Genomic DNA, 17,438 nt, shown 5'->3' with positions numbered 1-17,438 from the left:
CATGTCACCCTGAGCGGAGTCGAAGGGCACAAAGAGCTTCGACTCCGCTCAGCCTGACAACTTGAAAACAATCTAAAACCTGAAACCTGAAACAAAACAAACAAAAACAAAAATGAAATTAGACATATTAGCCTTTGGCGCACATCCAGACGACGTAGAATTAGGTTGTGCTGGAACAATTTTAAAAGAAGTATCACTTGGTAAAAAAGTGGGTATTGTAGATTTAACTCGTGGTGAGTTGGGAACTCGTGGAACTGCGGAAATTAGAGATCAGGAAGCAAAAGATGCTGCTAAGATTTTAGGAGTTCTAGTGCGAGAAAATTTACGCATGCGTGATGGTTTTTTTGTAAATGACGAAAAGCATCAATTAGAAGTCATTAAAATGATTCGTAAATATAAACCTGAGATTGTTTTATGCAATGCAATTGACGATCGCCACATTGATCACGGAAGAGGAAGCAAACTCGTTTCTGATGCTTGTTTTCTTTCGGGTTTAATGAAAATCGAAACTTCATTAGATGGAAAGGCACAAGAAGCTTGGAGGCCAAAAGTAGTGTATCATTATATTCAATGGAAAAATATTACTCCAGACTTCGTTGTGGATATTACAGGATTTGAAGAAAAGAAAGTAGAAGCGATTATGGCTTATAAAACCCAATTTTATGATCCAAATTCAAATGAACCTGCAACGCCAATTACGAGTAAAAACTTTTTTGAAAGCCTAAATTATCGTGCAAAAGACCTAGGAAGACTAGTTGGGAAAGATTTTGCTGAAGGTTTTACAGTTGAAAGGTGTTTGGCTGTCAATAGCTTAGAAAATTTGATGTAATTTTTATAAAAATTTTTCATTTTTTTCTTTGCAGAACTCAACCTTTGTTCTATATTTGCACTCGCTAAGCAGAAAAATGGTGGTTGTAGCTCAGCTGGTTAGAGTAGCGGTTTGTGGTGCCGCGGGTCGCCGGTTCGAACCCGGTCAGCCACCCAGATAGAAAGCCTTGAAGAAATTCAAGGCTTTTTTTGTGCGTTTAATTTTGTGAACCATATAAGGTATGTAAGATCATTTTAGAGCAAGACTGGAAATTTTAAGTTTAAAAAGAGGAAGGCTTCAAAATTTTTTAATATCTAAAATTACGATACATTTTAATTCCAAAATATAAATTTCAAATATAGCCCGTGGTTTCAACCACGGGAACATTCGCATATGTAATGGCATGGATTGCGCAATCGTTGCGTTCCAGCGGTTGAAACCGCTGGCTATATTTTCATATGCTGGTGGATAATTTAAAGGAAAGGAATATGAAATCACTTTTGTGATTTCTGGTTCTTAATGTGATGAGAGATTGAAATTTGGAATTTTAGAATATTGGAAATTAAAAAAGCACAACTGTTAAGTTGTGCTTTTCTTGTGGTTATTATATTTGGTTTATGTATTATCGAATTTCTTCAAATGTAGTACCTTGACTAATATCTCCAGTTTTAAAGCCTTTTTTGAACCAGTACATTCTTTGTTCTGATGTTCCGTGTGTAAAAGAATCAGGAACAACATGTCCTTGCATCTTGCTTTGAATGGCATCGTCTCCAACAGCATTTGCTGCGCTTAAAGCTTCTTCAATATCTCCAACATCAAGATCTTTCTGGTTATCATGTGCCCAAACGCCAGCATAAAAATCAGCTTGTAATTCTAAGGCTACAGATAATTTATTGGCTTCGGCGTCGCTTTTTCCTTGCTGCATTTGACGCATTTTAGAAGACGTTCCTAATAAGGTTTGAATATGATGACCAATTTCATGCGCGATAACGTATGCAATCGCAAAATCGCCTCCTTTTGCACCAAATTTGGTTTTTAGTTCTTCAAAAAAAGCCAAGTCCATATATACTTTGCGATCAGCGGGACAGTAAAAAGGTCCAGAGGCAGATGATGCGCCTCCACATGCAGTTTGCGTGGAGTTTTTAAATAAGACTAATTTTGGTTTTTCGTAAGTCATTCCATGTTCTGCGAAAATTTTAGTCCATGTGTCTTCATTATAAGCCAGCATGGTCTTTACAAATGCTCCCATTTCCTCATCCTCCTTGCTTAAAGGAGCTGCAGCTTCTGTCTGTTGACCTTGACCGCCTTGCATTTGTTCTAAAATAGGCGCTATTTGCTGACCAGTTTCACCGCCAAAAAGATTGAGCAGTAAAACGATGATTCCGATAACTCCACCGCCAATTATTGCTTTACCTCCGCCGGAAATTGATCTTCTGTCTTCGACATTATCACTTTGTCTTCTGCCTTGCCATTTCATATTGAATTGTTTTTTAACGTTGTACGAATTTATAGATTTTTTATGATAAATTTTAGAGTTAAGACATTTATGTTTAGTTTTCGGACTCAGTTTCACTCTCCGCAAATAGGTGTGGCTGAAAACTGCGACTCCGGCTAAAAACTAAAAATTACCTAGCCATTTAATTAAAGCTTCTTCTACACTTCCTTTCATAATTGGTTTAGAAATGTAATCGTCCATTCCGGCAGAAATACATTTGTTGCGTTCTTCTTTTTCTGCACCTGCGGTAACGGCAATTATTGGAACATCTCGTCCTTTTTTAGTATTTCTGATAGCTTTGGCAGTTTCATAACCATTCATAATGGGCATCTGAATATCCATAAAAATTATGGTTGGATTAATTTGTTCAAATTGCTGAATAGCTTCGTATCCATTTTCGCATTCATAGATATAAGCATTATTGTAAAGGTTTTTTATGATGGTTTTTAGAAGGAGCATATTTACCTTGTTATCTTCAACAATTAAAAAGGTAATATTGTTGCCATTTGTTTCAATTTCCTGGTCATCTAAATCAATGTTTAAACTTTTGAGTTCAGCATTATATTTATCATTAATGCTTTGATTGCTTGTTTTTAAATTTAAATCAAAGAAAAAAGTACTTCCTTCATCAATTTTGCTTTCAAGCTGTAAACGACTTTCCATTAAAGCGAGAAGCTGATTGGATATGGTTAATCCAAGTCCAGTTCCTCCAAATTTCCTTGTAGTAGAACTATCTTCCTGCGAAAAGGCTTTGAAAATTTTCTGCTGATTTTTTTCTAAAATACCAATTCCGGTGTCAATTACAGCAAAGCGAATTACACAGTTATTGTTATGTTTTTTTTCCAAAACAGAAACATTTAGTTTTATAGAACCTTCAATTGTAAATTTGACCGCATTAGAAAGCAGATTAATTAAAATCTGTTTAAGGCGGACAATATCTGTCCAGATATATTTAGGGACTTCAGGATCTATATTTAACTCGAGTTCGAGATTTTTTTTGTTGGATTCGTAAATAATTAAATCAAAAACTTGTCCTAAGATTTTTTTGAGATCGTATAAATCAATAAAGAGCTCCAATTTTCCAGCCTCAATTTTTGAGAAATCTAAAATGTCATTTATAATTTCAAGAAGAGAATGAGCCGATTGATTAATTGTGGTCATGTATTTTTCTTGAATTTCCTCTAAATCTGTTTTCATTAATAAATGTGTAAAACCAATAATTCCATTTAGAGGAGTTCTGATTTCGTGCGACATATTGGCTAAAAAGTCAGATTTTGATTTGTTTGCTGCTTCGGCTAGCTGTTTGGCTTTTATGGCGTCTTCGATTTCTTTTTTGCTTGTAATGTCAAAATAAATTCCGCCGACAAATTCAATTTCATCATCTCGCTTAATTACATCTCCAAATTCTTCTATCCAAATATATTCTCCGCTTTTGCGCTTAATGCGATACACATTATGCAATGGCATTCCGTTTTGGAGATTATCGATCTGATTGTTAATTACTTCTTCTTTATCTTCAGGATGAATTAACGATAGAAAAGATAAATTATTTTCTATAAATTCAGATTTTGAATATCCTGTAAGGTTTAAAACTTCGTCGTTTAAGAATATTTTGGTCGAAAAAGCATCAAATTTTGATAAATAAACTGTTCCTGGAATGTTATTGGCAATCAGCTTGAATTTTTCTTCGCTTTCAATGATTTTAGTCTCGTTTCGGTTTCTTTCTAATGCAGATGAAATATTATTTGCTAACACCTGAAAGATATTAATTTCGTCTTCAGACCATTTTCTTTCTCTAGTACAGTCGTCAAATCCAATAAAACCGGTAAAAATATCATTAATGTAAAGTGGTAAAATTAAGATAGATTGAATTTCATTATCGATTAGAAGTTTTTTGAAAAAGCCTTCATTAAGATTTCGGGTTAACGTATTTAAAATTTTTCTCTGCGCCGCAACATCATAAATCTCTTTTAAATTTTCTTCAGTCATATGGCGTAGAGGCGTTATCTGATGTGTTACACCTTCGCGTGACCACTTGTATTTTTGGCTAACAGTATTGTAAATTGCATCTTTTTCGTAATAATACATATGATCTACTTTGGCCGCTTTTCCAATAATATTATACGTTTCCTCAAACATTTGATGAGTAGTTTTGCTAAGCAGGAATTTTTCTGTGCATAGAGAAAGCGCAGATAAAAGCTGGCTTTTAAGTTCTAACTTTCTTTCGGCCTCTAAACGCATTTGAGATGAAATGGCAAGCGAAATGACATCTGAAATCGTTCTTGCATAATTAATGTCTTCATTATCCCATTCTCGTTTCTGTTCGGTGCTTTCAAAACAAGCTACACCTGCTAATTGCCCTGTTAAAAAAATAGGCACATCAAGCATTGACTTAATGTTGTTTTTTGTAAAGTAGATCTTTTGAAATTCAGATGTTTCCAGTTTATTGAATACGTCTGGAGCATTAATAATTGCTTTGTTGTTTAATGTTTCAAAATAGATAGGATACGACTCTTTGTTTAAAATGTTTTTATCGTTTAAACTTTGATTGTCAAGACTATAAAGGTTTTTGCAGGTGATTAAATCATTGTCGTATTTCCAAAAACTTACTCTATTTACTTCGCTTATAGAAGCCGCTTCTTTTAGTATTAAATCAATAACTGTATTTAAATCGTCATATTTGCTAAAGTCTGTCGTAGATAATTTTTTGGTTGAGGTATTATAGGCTTCAATTTTTTTAAGACGTCTTTTTTTCTCGTTTTCGATGTTCTTTTTTTCGGTAATATCTCTTGCAATTCCAGAAAAACCAATTGTTAAACCTGAATCATTTTTGCGAACGATAATTTTTTGCGAAATCCATATTTCATCGCCATTTTTCTTTAGAATTGGAATTTCGATAATTGGATAATTGTTTTCATTAATCACTAGATTTTCGTAGAAATCTACGGCACTAGTGATGTAATGTTCATGAATGAAATTGGAATAATGTTTTTTAATGATTTCATTTTCGGTATAGCCAAGAGTAGCAAATCCAAATTCATTTATAAAAGTAAAATAACCTTCGGCATCAATTTCAAAAATGATGTCGGTTGCAGTCTGAATTAAGTTTTTGTATTGATCCTGAACGATAACCTGTTCTGTAACATCCTGCCCGATACTGATGATTAAATTGTCTGAGAACTTTTTATCTTTCCATTGAATGTATTTATATTCACCATTTCCGGCTTTTAATTTTCTAATGTAAAGCTTGTTATCTGGATTTTCAGCAGGATTTAATTTTCTAAAAAAATCGGAATCTTCAGTTAGTTCCCAAAATTTTAATCCCATTACCTCGTCAGGCAGATATCCTAAAATAGGGGTTATGGTTTCGCTGCAAAAAAGAATTTCTCCTTTTTGATTGGATGCGATCGTAAGGGAATTTCCCTTATGTACAATTTCATTTGCAAATCTAAAATTGTCTCGATTGTTTAATAAAACAGCATATTTTACTTGATTAATAATGAAAATCAAAATGCAGAAATTAAGCAGTAAAATAGAAGATTTTATTGGAATAAGATGAAATGCTAAGGTGGCAATTAAGAAGCTAAATGTTAAACCAACAAAAAGCCAGTAGATTTTTATGGGTTTAAGGATGTTGTAAGAAAAGAAAAAAGAAATCAGGAAGACAATGATTGGTACAACATCATTTGTTAAAGTGACAATATTGTAAGCGACATAACTGATATAAATGAAAAAACAAGAAATAAAAATCTGCTGGATTTTATCTCTCATCCATTTGATTTTGTCTATTATCATGTAAATAACTAGAACAAAAACACCAATTAGGACATTTACAAGCAATAGGCTTTTTGGCCTAATCTTGAATATTTCATTTATGATTTCGATAAGAATTACTGCAATACCAAAAAATAGAATATAAAGCTGGTACTCTTTACTAACCGTATCTTGCTCTTTCTTCTTTTCGATGAAATATCCAATTTTTGCTTTGATTCTGAAAAACTGATAAATGAGAAGCGAAAGAAAGGCAAAAAGCGATAATCCTAAAACAGCAAGTTTATGATTATTGTAGTAAATGATATCGGAATTGAATACATACCATCCAGTCATAATTGATTCGAAGGCGCTTCCGGTAGCGGAAATTCCTGAAATAACCGAATTGAAAAAACTACAGTTTGCGGCCATAGAATTTGGGGTATGTTGGTTAAGTAAATAGCGTTTTGAAAATTCTTAAAAAGAAGTGGTTAGGTTCTCTGCAATTAAGAATTTTCTATTTTAATCTACATTGTATTTTCCAATTGAATCAATTGAATCATCTTCTTCAGATTGTGTTCCAAAAATCGCAAAATAGGTTGCATAAATCATAGAGCTGTTAAAAACAACTGTAAAAATGATTCCGACACAACAGCCGATAAAACCAACCATTGAACCAAGAAAACCTATGATAAAAAAGGCAAATATGTTTAGCGGATTTTTAGTAACGATAATAATGCTAGATTTTATAGCGTCAATTGCACTAAGATTTCCAAAAACAATTAATGGAATTGATAAGTACATGAAGTAGGAAACGGTAAATGAAATTATGTTTCCAACAAATAAAACTCCTGAACTTTCCACTAAATTAGCAAGAGCTGTTCCTATCAAGGCAGGAATAAAAGCAGCTACAAAAATTTGTCCAAAATACGGGGTTTTATAATAAGTAAAAATAGTTGAAACATTAAATTCTACATCTTTATCTGCTGAATATGCCATCTTAAGAAAACCTGCGCCAAAAGGAGCTGTAATTCCTGCAACTACAGAGACAGCAACGGTTTGTATAATAAGTTCGATAGCAGTGAATTGTTGATTTTCTAGGTTCTCGATGAAATCTCTTGATATGGCTTGTGCTCCAAAATAAGCAATCATTATACCCATAAAAGCCATAGCGGCAATAATCGAAAATACTAAGATGATAAGCCCTGAGTAAAGTGCTATTTTTTTATAGTTTTCGAAAGCGTGATTAAAAACTGTAGCAAAATCAAGGGAATAGCCATTTTTCTTAATGTCCTCAATTTGGTTAAGTGTAGATTTCATTTTTATGTAAAATTGTTTTATAGACTTGTAATATTTGAAAGGTATCTTGACGTAAATATAATATTTTTAATCAATTCCGTATAAAAATCTACAAAACATTCCGAAATGTTTTTAACTGATTTATAGCCAGTCTAAAATACGTTTTATGGAAGCCAATTTATCTTTGTAAGGCGCGTAGCGCATAGGAAGATCGAGCCAATTTCCTTTTTTGACAATTGCTTTATGATGAGAGAATGTATCGAAGCTTCGTTTACCATGATAAGCGCCGATCCCGCTATGGCCAACACCGCCAAAAGGCAGTCTGTTATTAGAAAAATGAACAACAGTATCGTTGATGCATCCGCCTCCAAAGGAGTATTTCGAAATTAATTTCTTTGTAAACGAATTATTTTCGCTAAAAATATAAAATGAAAGAGGTTTCTCATAACGGCTAACGATCTTATCAATGTCGCTTTCATTTTCGTAAACCAAAATAGGCAAAATAGGACCAAAAATTTCTTCTTTCATAACTGGGCTGTCCAAATCCGGTTCTTCAAGAAGTGTTGGTGAAATATAGAGTTTGTTGGCGTCACTTTCTCCTCCAAACAAAACATGCTCATCCTGAATCATACTGGTTAATCTGTACCAGTTTTTTGTGTTTATAATTCGAGCAAAGTCAGGAGATTTATCAATTTTCTTTCCGTAAGCTTTAATGATTTCTTCAATTAAATAAGAAATAAAATTGACCTTCATGTTTTTCTGAATCAGAATGTAATCGGGCGCAATGCAAGTCTGCCCAGCATTAATAAATTTTCCCCAGACTATTCGTTTTGCAGCTAGTTTTAAATTGGCAGTTTCATCAACAATGCAAGGATTTTTTCCTCCCAATTCGAGAGTCACGGGAGTTAAATTTTCTGCAGCAGCTTTCGCAACAATTTTTCCGACAGCAACACTTCCTGTAAAAAAGATATAATCCCAGCGTTGTGCCAGCAGTTTGTTAGAAACTTCAATACCGCCTTCGTAAACTTCAACATGATTCACATGAAATGTTTTTTCTATAATTTTAGCAATTATAGCTGAGGTGTGTGGTGTAAGTTCCGATGGTTTTAAAACCACCCTGTTTCCGGCAGCAACTGCAGCTATAAGAGGGCATAAAGCAAGCTGAAAAGGATAATTCCAAGGAGCAATGATCAATACCTCTCCATATGGTTCTTTATAAATGTAATCGCTAGAAGGGAAGTTGAGAACTGATGGAAAAACGCGTTCAGGTTTTGCCCATTTATTAATGTTTTTGATAACATCTTTCAGTTCTGAAATGACATAATTGGTTTCGGTCAAAACAGCCTCGAACTCTGGTTTTTTAAAGTCGTCGTATAAAGATTTTACGATTAAATCTTCACTTTTCTGAATATTATACAATAACTTTTTTAGAGTTTCCTTTCGATATCCGATGCTACTTTTATAATCCATTTTCCGATTAACTTGAATTTTCTCTCTGCAAGTTAATTTATAAAATTTAAAATTTTAACAAATAAATCATAAAAATCATACAGCGTTCCAAATAGGATCGTCAGGAGTAGGGGCGATAATGGTAATATTTTCTTTAGAAACAGGATGTACAAAAGTTAGTTTTCTAGCATGAAGATGAATTCCGCCATCAGGATTGCTTCGGTCTGCGCCATATTTTAAATCTCCTTTTATGGGCGAACCAATGGCACTCAACTGAGCACGAATCTGATGATGACGACCTGTATGCAAATTGATTTCCAGCGCCGTATAATTTTGAAGTTCTTTAATTATGGTATAATCTAAACTAGCTAATTTGCTATCAGGAACTTCTTTTAAATGCGCTTTTGAAGTGTTGTTTTTTTCGTTTCTTTTTAAATAATGAACCAATTTCGCTTTCGCTTCTTTGGGTTTATTTTTGACAACCGCCCAATATGTTTTTTTAGTCTCACGATTGCTAAACAATTCATTCATTCGAGACAAAGCTTTGCTAGTTCGAGCAAAAACCACAATTCCAGTTGTAGGACGGTCCAAACGGTGAATTACACCCAAGAAAACATCTCCAGGTTTGTTGTATTTTTCTTTAATATATTCCCTCACAACATCAGACAAAGGTTTGTCGCCCGTTTTATCGCCTTGCACAATATCGCCTACACGCTTATTAACCACAATGATGTGATTGTCTTCATGTAAAATTTGGAGATTGTCTTTGGTAGAAATAATTTTCATTTTGACCTACAATTTAAATTGAAAAAAGTTTGGCTAAAGCCTAATGGGACTTTAAAAATAAACCTCCAGTTAAAACTGGAGGCTATTTAGTTTTATTTTTTTGAAAACCCTTGAACCTTTGTCACTTTGCTTCTTTGCACCTAAAAACTCAGTTTCTTAGAATCTTAGCAACTTAGAACCTCAAAAATTAATATTGTTCACTAGCATTCGGAAAATCACTAGACTTAACATCTGCAGCATATTGGCTGATTGCTTTTGTCATTTCTTCGTAAAGATTTAAGTAACGACGCAAGAAACGCGGACTGAATTCATTATTCATTCCTAACATATCATGAATTACCAAAACTTGACCGTCGACACCGCCTCCAGCACCAATCCCGATAACAGGAATAGAAATACTGTCTGCTACTTTTTTAGCAAGAGCTGCTGGGATTTTTTCCAAAACGACAGCAAAACATCCTACTTTTTCAAGCATTTGAGCATCTTCAATTAATTTCTCAGCTTCTTCTTCTTCTTTAGCGCGAACAGTATAAGTCCCGAATTTATAGATAGATTGAGGAGTTAATCCCAAATGTCCCATAACTGGAATTCCGGCATTTAATATTTTTTTGATAGACTCTTTAATTTCTTTTCCGCCTTCCAATTTCACAGCATGCGCACCACTTTCTTTCATGATTCTGATAGAAGAACGTAAAGCTTCTTTTGAATCTGACTGATAACTTCCGAAAGGCAAGTCAACTACAACCAAACCTCTTTCTACAGCGCGAACTACAGAAGAAGCATGATAAATCATCTGATCTAAAGTAATAGGCAGAGTAGTTTCGTGACCAGCCATTACGTTTGATGCCGAATCACCAACTAAAATTACGTCGACACCAGCGGTATCAACAATTTTCGCCATTGTATAATCATACGCAGTCAGCATAGAGATTTTTTCTCCATTGCTTTTCATTTCAATTAATGACTTTGTTGTGATTCTTTTATAATCTTTTTTTGCTACTGACATTTTATTGTTTTTTGATAATGTAAAAGTATTGAATAATTGTAAAATGGGAATCAGCAATAATAGAATATTTCGACAGAAAGTAGTTTTCCGTCTTTAAATTCTAATCGGAATTGACTGTCTTCCATTATGATACTGTAAATATGTGGCGATTTTAGAGAAGCTTCAATATAAGTTCCATATTTTTCAATGAAAGCTTTTTCAGACAGCGTATGATCTAAAATAGCGTTTTGATTTATAATAAATTTGTTGTTTTCGTTGATAAAAACTTTAATGATTTCTCCTTGATTTTGTTTTTCATCAACAGAAACTTCCAAATCTGGATAGTAATAGAATAAGTCACTTAAGTAAATGCCACATTCGTCTGAAATCTGAGCTTTTTTAGTTGGATTTCCCATGGTTTTAATCAAATCAGTTTTAGAAATAGTTACCGATTTTGTTTTAAAACCTTTTAAAGAATAATGGGATTTTTGAGTAAAGGCGATAATCTGTTCTGATAATTTATGATTAGCAAGCCCTTTGGCTAAGGCCATATTTAATTCCGTTTCTGCTAATAATTTTGGATCGTTGATTTGCTTTACAACTTCATAATATCTTTGATATGCTGGTGTAAGTTTAGCATATTCGCCGTTCCAAGCCAATTCTACAATTCTTTCGCTAACTGTTTTACGTTCGTTAAGCGCGTTTACGTCCAGTTTATCGAAATCTTTCAATAAAGCATCAAAGTTTGGTCTAGGGCCAAGAAATTTTCTCAGTGTATATTTAGAATATTCTTCGTTAAAACTTCCACTGATATTTACCCATTCCTCAGGATTTACCGGAAGATAATTTACTGCAACAGGATCTCCTGTAAATAAAATTTCTCTGATTTTTGAACTTTTATCGGGCAAAGCTCTTGCTTTCAGTCCAGCGGCAAGAACAAAAAGATGATTGCCACCGTAGTAAGCATCACCTCCTTCCAAAATAGGGTTTTTAGGATCTTTAATTTTTACATCTTTTGCATTCAGGCTTTTTGCTATATATTTTTCTTGAATATAACCTTCGTTTAAATTATCAGCTTGTATTCTGTACCAGCCATTTTGATTTTCAGATAATAAGCGAACTTCTGCTCCATATTTAAAATACCCTAAAAAATCGGCAGATGCATTCGGAGAAATAAATAATCTTGTATCAGAATTTAAAAAATAACGTTCTTGCGAATGAAGTAAAATAGAACAGAAAAAGAGTAAGAAGTAAAGTTTTTTCATGAATATTTCTAGATTTTTTTGCCACAAATTCCACAAATTCCACAAATTGGCACAAATTTATAAGAGAATAATTCGTGGCAATTTGTGGAATTAGTGGCAACTTAAATTTTAGCAGTCAGCCATGTTTACGGCAACTGCAAGACCTCCTTCAGAAGTTTCTTTGTATTTTGAATTCATATCTTTTGCCGTTTCCCACATTGTGTTAATCACTTTGTCTAAAGGAACTTTAGCATTTTTTGAATCCGTTTCTAAGGCCAATTCAGCAGCATTTATCGCTTTAATGGCGCCCATTGTATTTCTTTCGATGCAAGGAATCTGAACCAAACCGCCAATAGGATCGCAGGTTAAACCTAAATGATGTTCCATTGCGATTTCGGCTGCCATAAGAACCTGAGCAGGAGTTCCGCCCATCAATTCGCATAAAGCTCCCGCTGCCATTGCAGAAGAAACGCCAATTTCAGCTTGACATCCGCCCATTGCTGCAGAAATAGTAGATCCTTTTTTGAAGATACTTCCAATTTCTCCTGCAACCATCAAAAATTGTTTGATTTCTTTTTCGCCAGCATTATGGTTTTCGATCACCATATAATACATTAAAACGGCCGGAATTACTCCTGAACTTCCATTTGTAGGCGCCGTAACAACACGTCCAAGAGAAGCGTTTACTTCATTCACGGCAAGTGCAAAACAGCTTACCCATTTTAGAATCTGGCGAAATTTAACCTCAGTTTTTCTAATTTCTTCCAACCAGCTTTGCGGATCAGTATAATTAGATAATCCGATTAGATTTTGGTGCATGTCAAAAGCCCTTCTTCTTACGTGAAGTCCGCCAGGAAGAATACCTTCAGAGTGACAGCCAATGTACATGCATTCCAGCATAGTATTCCAGATACGCATTAATTCAGAATGCACTTCTGCTTCTGGACGCATCGAAATTTCATTTTGATATACAATTTCAGAAATTGATTTGTTTTCTGTAATCGTATAATTCAACAATTCAGCTGCGTTTTGAATCGGGTAAGGAAATGCACATTTTATAGCTTTTTTTTCTTTAGCATTGGTACGTTCTTCTTTTACAACAAATCCGCCTCCGATAGAATAAAAAGTAGATTCATATTCAGAATCGTCAGATTTGTAAGCCGTAAATTTCAAACCATTGGCATGAAACGGAAGAAAGTCTTTATTGAAAACAATGTCTTGAAGAAAAAAGAACGGAATCACTTTTTGGTTGCCCAAATTGATTTCGTTTGTAGTTTCGATTTTTTTAATAATTCCCGCGATATCTTCAACAGGAATATATTCAGGATCTTGTCCGCTCAAGCCGAGCATTACGGCAAGATCTGTTGCGTGGCCTTTTCCAGTTAAAGAAAGCGAGCCATATAAGTCGACTTTTACTCTAGTAATGTCGTCTAAAATTGCTTCGTCTTTGAGCTCTTCAAGAAAACGTTCGGCAGCACGCCAAGGACCTAAAGTATGTGAGCTTGAAGGGCCAACGCCAATTTTAAGCATATCAAAAACAGAGATACATTCTTCCATTGTTCAATTTTTGTTAAGACAAAGATAATCGAATAATGCAATTATGATTATTTTTTGATTGTTAATCTTGCGTATTTGTTAAAAATAATATTAAAATTTAATAATTCGGCAACGAAATAAATTTAAAACCTTAATATGCACTTTAAGTAAAAAGTTCGCTATTTTTAGGTATTTTTGTAAAAGAACGAGTGCTAAAAAATACTCGATTCTTCAATATTAATACTTCATGGATTTTGTTTGAATTCTGAAAATGTCTTTTTACAAATTATAATGCCACAAGAAGATAAAGTTACCATATGATAGAATTTTTCAGACATCTATTACAAGAATTCGAATTACCTTTAAGCAACCCCGTATTGATCTTTTCGTTAATACTTTTTATTATTCTGCTTTCGCCGATTTTGCTTAAAAAGATTAATATTCCGGGAATTATTGGACTAATTATTTCTGGAGTTATTATCGGTCCGCACGGTTTAAATATTCTGGCAAAAAGCTCTGCAGTCGATCTATTTTCGACAATTGGACTTCTTTACATTATGTTTATCGCAGGATTAGAATTGGATATGAATGAGTTTAAAGCCAATCGAAATAAGAGTTTGCTCTTTGGTTTTTTTACCTTCATTCTGCCGCTTTCAATTGGTTTTCCAGTTTGTTTCTATTTACTTCAATACGATTTTAATGCAAGTTTCTTAACGGCCAGTATGTTTGCAACACACACATTGGTTGCGTATCCGATTGTAAGTAAACTGGGAATTGCCAAAAATCAGGCGGTTGCAATTACTGTGGGAGGAACAATTTTAACTGATACAGCGGTTTTGATTATTTTGGCCGTAATTATGGGAAGCGCTCAAGGAAGTTTAAATCAAGCTTTCTGGATCAAATTGACTATATCGTTAGCTATTTTTTCTGCCATAATGTTTTTACTTATTCCAAGAATTGCTAAATGGTTTTTTAAGAAATTAGAGAGTGAAAAACATGCGCATTACATCTTTGTGCTTTCTGTGGTTTTCTTTGCAGCTTTTTTGGCCGAAGTAGCAGGAGTAGAGCCTATCATTGGCGCGTTCGTTGCAGGTTTGGCATTAAATCCTTTAATTCCCCATTCTTCAGCATTAATGAATAGAATTGAGTTTATTGGAAATTCATTATTCATTCCGTTTTTTCTGATTTCAGTAGGAATGTTAGTTGATGTCAGCGTTATTTTAAGCGGACCAACAGCTTTAATCGTAGCTGGAACTTTGAGTGTTGTGGCGATATTTGGAAAATGGATTGCTGCATTTTTTACTCAAATTGTCTTTAAATATACCAGAACTGAAAGACAGCTTATTTTTGGGTTGAGCAGTGCGCACGCGGCAGCAACTTTAGCCGTGATTTTGGTGGGTTATAAAGCTAAAATTTTAGACGAAAATATCTTAAACGGAACCATTATTCTAATCCTGATTACTTGTATTGTGGCTTCGTTTGCAACTGAAAAAGCCGCTAAGAAAATTGCAATCTGCGAAGAAGAGTTTTCTCATGAAGATGCTGGAAGGGATCAAATTTTAGACGAGCATATTCTGATTCCGCTGGCTAAGACTTCTGCTGCAGCAAGTTTATTGGATTTTGCTCTTTTGATAAAAGATAAAAAATCGTCTAATCCCATTACTTTATTGACAATTGTACCGAATAATAATCAGGCGGAAAAAAATATTTTAAAGTACAGAAAAGCGGCCGATAAATTTGTTATTCAAGGTTCAGCTTCAGAAGTTAAAATCAATACCATTGCGAGAATTGACCACAATCCTGCGAGCGGAATTGCGAGAACTTCAAAAGAAATTATGTCAGATATTGTAATTGTCGGATGGCCGAGAAAAACAGGATTTATCGATAAAATTTTTGGAGAAAATGTAGATTCAATCATCAATAATGTTGATAAGAGTCTGTTTATCTGTAGATTTCAAAAGAATTTTATCGAAGAAAAAAGATTGGTTTTTATTTGTCCGCCATTTTCTGAAAGAGGCGTCGGTTTTCATTTACTGCTTCAGAAAATATGCCGTTTATCACAGGAATTGAGTATTCCGATTGTGCTTTATGCTGAATATAAAACTCACGAAACCATTCAGCAGATTGCTAATAATTTGAAATTAAATGCCAAATTAGGATTTAAAAATGTTTCTGATTGGGAAGATTTTGAAAGTATTTCAGACGAAATAAAACTAACCGATTTAGTCGTTTTCAATCTTTCTAGAAAAGGTTCTGTTTCATATCAGTCTATTTTTGATAAACTGCCGCAGAAATTTGAAAAATATTTCAACGATAACAATGTGATTTTAGTTTATCCGCAAGACGATAGAAAAGAAAGTTCAATGGATGCTTATGAAGATTTTACATCATCGCCTTTAGCAAAAGGAATCGAAGCCATAGAACAGATCGGGCGAGGTATTGGAAGTATTTTGAAGAAAGGATAACTCATTTATGGTTTTATGACAGAAGAATTAGAAGAGATTTTTAGGAAGTATGTTTTTCCAAAACGGGATGAAAATTCTTTAGTAGCAATTGAAGATATTCAGGAGCATTTAAAATTTGATCTTCCAGAAGACTATGTTTATTATGTTGAGAACTACTTAGGAATAGATCAGTTTATTGGAGTTGAGTTTATAAAACTTTGGAGTCTAGAAGAAATTATCGATGCAAATTTAGAATATCATATTTTTGAAAAACTGCCCCAAACAATCGCTATTGGCACAAATGGAAGTGGTGAGTTTATTGGAATTGAATTTGACGATGATAATTCTGTAAAAATTATTCTTTCTCCTTTTATTGATTTGAATTCTAAGTATCACGTCGAAATTGGAAAATCATTTACAGATTTTCTTGTTCGACTAGATAAGGGAATTGAATGGTTTCAAGATTAAAAACAAATGCTATGAATCACAAAATAAAATCAATCAGACCTTTTATTGGAGCTAAAAATTTCGAAATCTCAAGAAGCTTTTACCGCGATTTAGGCTTTGAAGAAACAGTTTTAGAATCTAATTTTTCAGTTTTTAAATCTGGAGAAATCGCTTTTTATCTTCAAGATTATTACGATAAAGGTTGGATTGAAAACACTATGGTTTTTGTAGAAGTTGATGATGTTGAGTGTTATTATCAAGAACTTTTGGTTCTAAATCTTCCTGAAAAATACGAAGGAGCAAAATTAACTCCGATAAAATATTTAGATTGGGGAAGCGAATGTTTTCTGCACGATCCAGCTGGAGTTTTATGGCATTTTGGGAAGTTCAAATAGGCAATATTTTTTGCCACGAATTGCACGAATTTCCACCAATTAGTATTCAAAATTATAGAGTAGATAAATTCGCGTAAATTTGTGAAATTAGTGGCAAGCAAAAAAAATCATCTCAATCCAAAATCACCCAAAACACGCGTTGAGCTTTTTCTTTGATACCAGTCATTATAAACCAATTCTAAATTTTTAACTTCAAATTCTCCAAAATCATAATCGCGGAAATTTTCTGCAATTTCAATCAGCTTTTTCGGATTTTGAAGTTTTTCTTGAAAACGCATTATAGTAGAATGTGCTGTTGAAATTTCATATCTGCTGTCTATAGATTGCTGTAATCCTGAATTTTTGAAATTTTCACGAAGTCTATTTCTAAGATTATTCAACGTTTCGTCACTTGGGAACCCCTGAATCATAATTGCCGATGGAGAAGCGGTTATGCCTTTGTAATGGATTCTGATTTTATCCACTTCAACAAGACTTCTGCAGATGATTTCAATATATTCGTTGGGAGAAATCTGATTCAAACTAAAGTTTTCTGAACAAGAAATAATAGACATTACAGTAATATGGATATCTGAATCTGGATAAAAATATTGCTCTGGTTCTGCTTTTTTTAATTCGTTAATGAAAGTTTGAATATTAGCTTTTATTTCATCATTTGGACGAATAAGCAAGGTAATTCCGAATCGGGAATCTGATTCATTTTTAAGTTCAGAATCAATAGAGTATTTTCCTGCCGAAATGATTTCAGAAGATGTTTTATAAAGCTGATTGTAGTGTTCGGTTAAATTCATTTATGTAGG

The 17,438-nt window shown here is 33.7% G+C and carries 13 protein-coding genes and 1 tRNA gene; 5 read left to right on the top strand and 9 right to left on the bottom strand.

The window, feature by feature from the left end; translation table 11 throughout:
• Nucleotides 1-112 precede the first annotated feature (112 nt).
• Both bshB1 and ACNRYB_RS21325 read left to right on the top strand, forming a co-directional pair.
• Nucleotides 113-829 (top strand): bacillithiol biosynthesis deacetylase BshB1, encoded by a 717-nt coding sequence (gene bshB1, locus ACNRYB_RS21330; protein ID WP_473728667.1) that lies wholly within the window; start codon nt 113-115, stop codon nt 827-829.
• A gap of 79 nt (nt 830-908) precedes the next feature.
• A tRNA-His gene (locus ACNRYB_RS21325) sits at nt 909-982 on the top strand.
• Between the two features lie 448 nt (nt 983-1,430).
• Here ACNRYB_RS21325 and ypfJ read toward each other — a convergent pair.
• The 8 genes from ypfJ to ACNRYB_RS21285 all read right to left on the bottom strand — a co-directional run bounded on the left by ypfJ (nt 1,431) and on the right by ACNRYB_RS21285 (nt 13,373).
• Nucleotides 1,431-2,285, bottom strand: coding sequence for a KPN_02809 family neutral zinc metallopeptidase (gene ypfJ, locus ACNRYB_RS21320; protein WP_119792196.1), 855 nt, complete (start codon nt 2,283-2,285; stop codon nt 1,431-1,433).
• A 141-nt stretch (nt 2,286-2,426) separates the two neighbouring features.
• A complete protein-coding gene (locus ACNRYB_RS21315; RefSeq protein ID WP_473728666.1) occupies nt 2,427-6,485 on the bottom strand; it encodes a PAS domain S-box protein in 4,059 nt (1,352 codons plus the stop codon).
• A 90-nt stretch (nt 6,486-6,575) separates the two neighbouring features.
• The gene (locus ACNRYB_RS21310) at nt 6,576-7,373 is read right to left on the bottom strand and encodes a hypothetical protein (protein WP_473728665.1); all 798 of its coding nucleotides are present in this window, start codon (nt 7,371-7,373) and stop codon (nt 6,576-6,578) included.
• A gap of 120 nt (nt 7,374-7,493) precedes the next feature.
• Nucleotides 7,494-8,822 (bottom strand): aldehyde dehydrogenase, encoded by a 1,329-nt coding sequence (locus ACNRYB_RS21305; RefSeq protein ID WP_473728664.1) that lies wholly within the window; start codon nt 8,820-8,822, stop codon nt 7,494-7,496.
• Between the two features lie 75 nt (nt 8,823-8,897).
• A complete protein-coding gene (locus tag ACNRYB_RS21300) occupies nt 8,898-9,587 on the bottom strand; it encodes an RluA family pseudouridine synthase (protein WP_473728663.1) in 690 nt (229 codons plus the stop codon).
• Between the two features lie 187 nt (nt 9,588-9,774).
• Nucleotides 9,775-10,593 (bottom strand): 3-methyl-2-oxobutanoate hydroxymethyltransferase, encoded by an 819-nt coding sequence (panB, locus tag ACNRYB_RS21295; RefSeq protein WP_066033997.1) that lies wholly within the window; start codon nt 10,591-10,593, stop codon nt 9,775-9,777.
• Between the two features lie 50 nt (nt 10,594-10,643).
• Nucleotides 10,644-11,837, bottom strand: a complete 1,194-nt coding sequence (locus tag ACNRYB_RS21290) for an SH3 domain-containing protein (protein WP_473728662.1) — start codon at nt 11,835-11,837, stop codon at nt 10,644-10,646.
• A gap of 108 nt (nt 11,838-11,945) precedes the next feature.
• On the bottom strand, nt 11,946-13,373 hold the full coding sequence (locus ACNRYB_RS21285; RefSeq protein WP_473728661.1) for an L-serine ammonia-lyase: 1,428 nt from the start codon (nt 13,371-13,373) through the stop codon (nt 11,946-11,948).
• A gap of 296 nt (nt 13,374-13,669) precedes the next feature.
• Here ACNRYB_RS21285 and ACNRYB_RS21280 point away from each other — a divergent pair, with 296 nt between their 5' ends.
• From ACNRYB_RS21280 to ACNRYB_RS21270, 3 genes are read left to right on the top strand one after another with little or no spacing between them, the layout of a single operon-like run.
• Nucleotides 13,670-15,817, top strand: a complete 2,148-nt coding sequence (locus tag ACNRYB_RS21280; protein WP_129745611.1) for a cation:proton antiporter — start codon at nt 13,670-13,672, stop codon at nt 15,815-15,817.
• Between the two features lie 15 nt (nt 15,818-15,832).
• Entirely contained in the window at nt 15,833-16,264 is a 432-nt protein-coding gene (locus tag ACNRYB_RS21275) for an SMI1/KNR4 family protein (protein WP_473728660.1), read from the top strand.
• An 11-nt stretch (nt 16,265-16,275) separates the two neighbouring features.
• On the top strand, nt 16,276-16,638 hold the full coding sequence (locus ACNRYB_RS21270) for a VOC family protein (protein ID WP_473728659.1): 363 nt from the start codon (nt 16,276-16,278) through the stop codon (nt 16,636-16,638).
• Nucleotides 16,639-16,745: 107 nt separating this feature from the next.
• Here ACNRYB_RS21270 and ACNRYB_RS21265 read toward each other — a convergent pair whose 3' ends face one another.
• Nucleotides 16,746-17,429: a 2'-5' RNA ligase family protein gene (locus ACNRYB_RS21265; protein ID WP_473728658.1), complete on the bottom strand. Its 684-nt coding sequence runs from the start codon at nt 17,427-17,429 to the stop codon at nt 16,746-16,748.
• Nucleotides 17,430-17,438: the final 9 nt, after the last annotated feature.

This window comes from Flavobacterium sp. CR10, from assembly GCF_055814415.1.
The sequence above is the reverse complement of the archived record's forward strand: the minus strand, read 5'-3'. Positions and strand labels throughout refer to the sequence as shown.

Excerpts from the sequence above, each read along its gene's own strand:
- ACNRYB_RS21290 (WP_473728662.1), bottom strand. The coding sequence starts at position 11,837 with ATGAAAAAACTTTACTTCTTACTCTTTTTCTGTTCTATTTTACTTCAT.
- ACNRYB_RS21280 (WP_129745611.1), top strand. The coding sequence starts at position 13,670 with ATGATAGAATTTTTCAGACATCTATTACAAGAATTCGAATTACCTTTA.
- ypfJ (WP_119792196.1), bottom strand. The coding sequence starts at position 2,285 with ATGAAATGGCAAGGCAGAAGACAAAGTGATAATGTCGAAGACAGAAGA.
- ACNRYB_RS21310 (WP_473728665.1), bottom strand. The coding sequence starts at position 7,373 with ATGAAATCTACACTTAACCAAATTGAGGACATTAAGAAAAATGGCTAT.
- ACNRYB_RS21270 (WP_473728659.1), top strand. The coding sequence starts at position 16,276 with ATGAATCACAAAATAAAATCAATCAGACCTTTTATTGGAGCTAAAAAT.
- bshB1 (WP_473728667.1), top strand. The coding sequence starts at position 113 with ATGAAATTAGACATATTAGCCTTTGGCGCACATCCAGACGACGTAGAA.
- ACNRYB_RS21265 (WP_473728658.1), bottom strand. The coding sequence starts at position 17,429 with ATGAATTTAACCGAACACTACAATCAGCTTTATAAAACATCTTCTGAA.
- ACNRYB_RS21300 (WP_473728663.1), bottom strand. The coding sequence starts at position 9,587 with ATGAAAATTATTTCTACCAAAGACAATCTCCAAATTTTACATGAAGAC.
- panB (WP_066033997.1), bottom strand. The coding sequence starts at position 10,593 with ATGTCAGTAGCAAAAAAAGATTATAAAAGAATCACAACAAAGTCATTA.
- ACNRYB_RS21285 (WP_473728661.1), bottom strand. The coding sequence starts at position 13,373 with ATGGAAGAATGTATCTCTGTTTTTGATATGCTTAAAATTGGCGTTGGC.
- ACNRYB_RS21315 (WP_473728666.1), bottom strand. The coding sequence starts at position 6,485 with ATGGCCGCAAACTGTAGTTTTTTCAATTCGGTTATTTCAGGAATTTCC.
- ACNRYB_RS21305 (WP_473728664.1), bottom strand. The coding sequence starts at position 8,822 with ATGGATTATAAAAGTAGCATCGGATATCGAAAGGAAACTCTAAAAAAG.
- ACNRYB_RS21275 (WP_473728660.1), top strand. The coding sequence starts at position 15,833 with ATGACAGAAGAATTAGAAGAGATTTTTAGGAAGTATGTTTTTCCAAAA.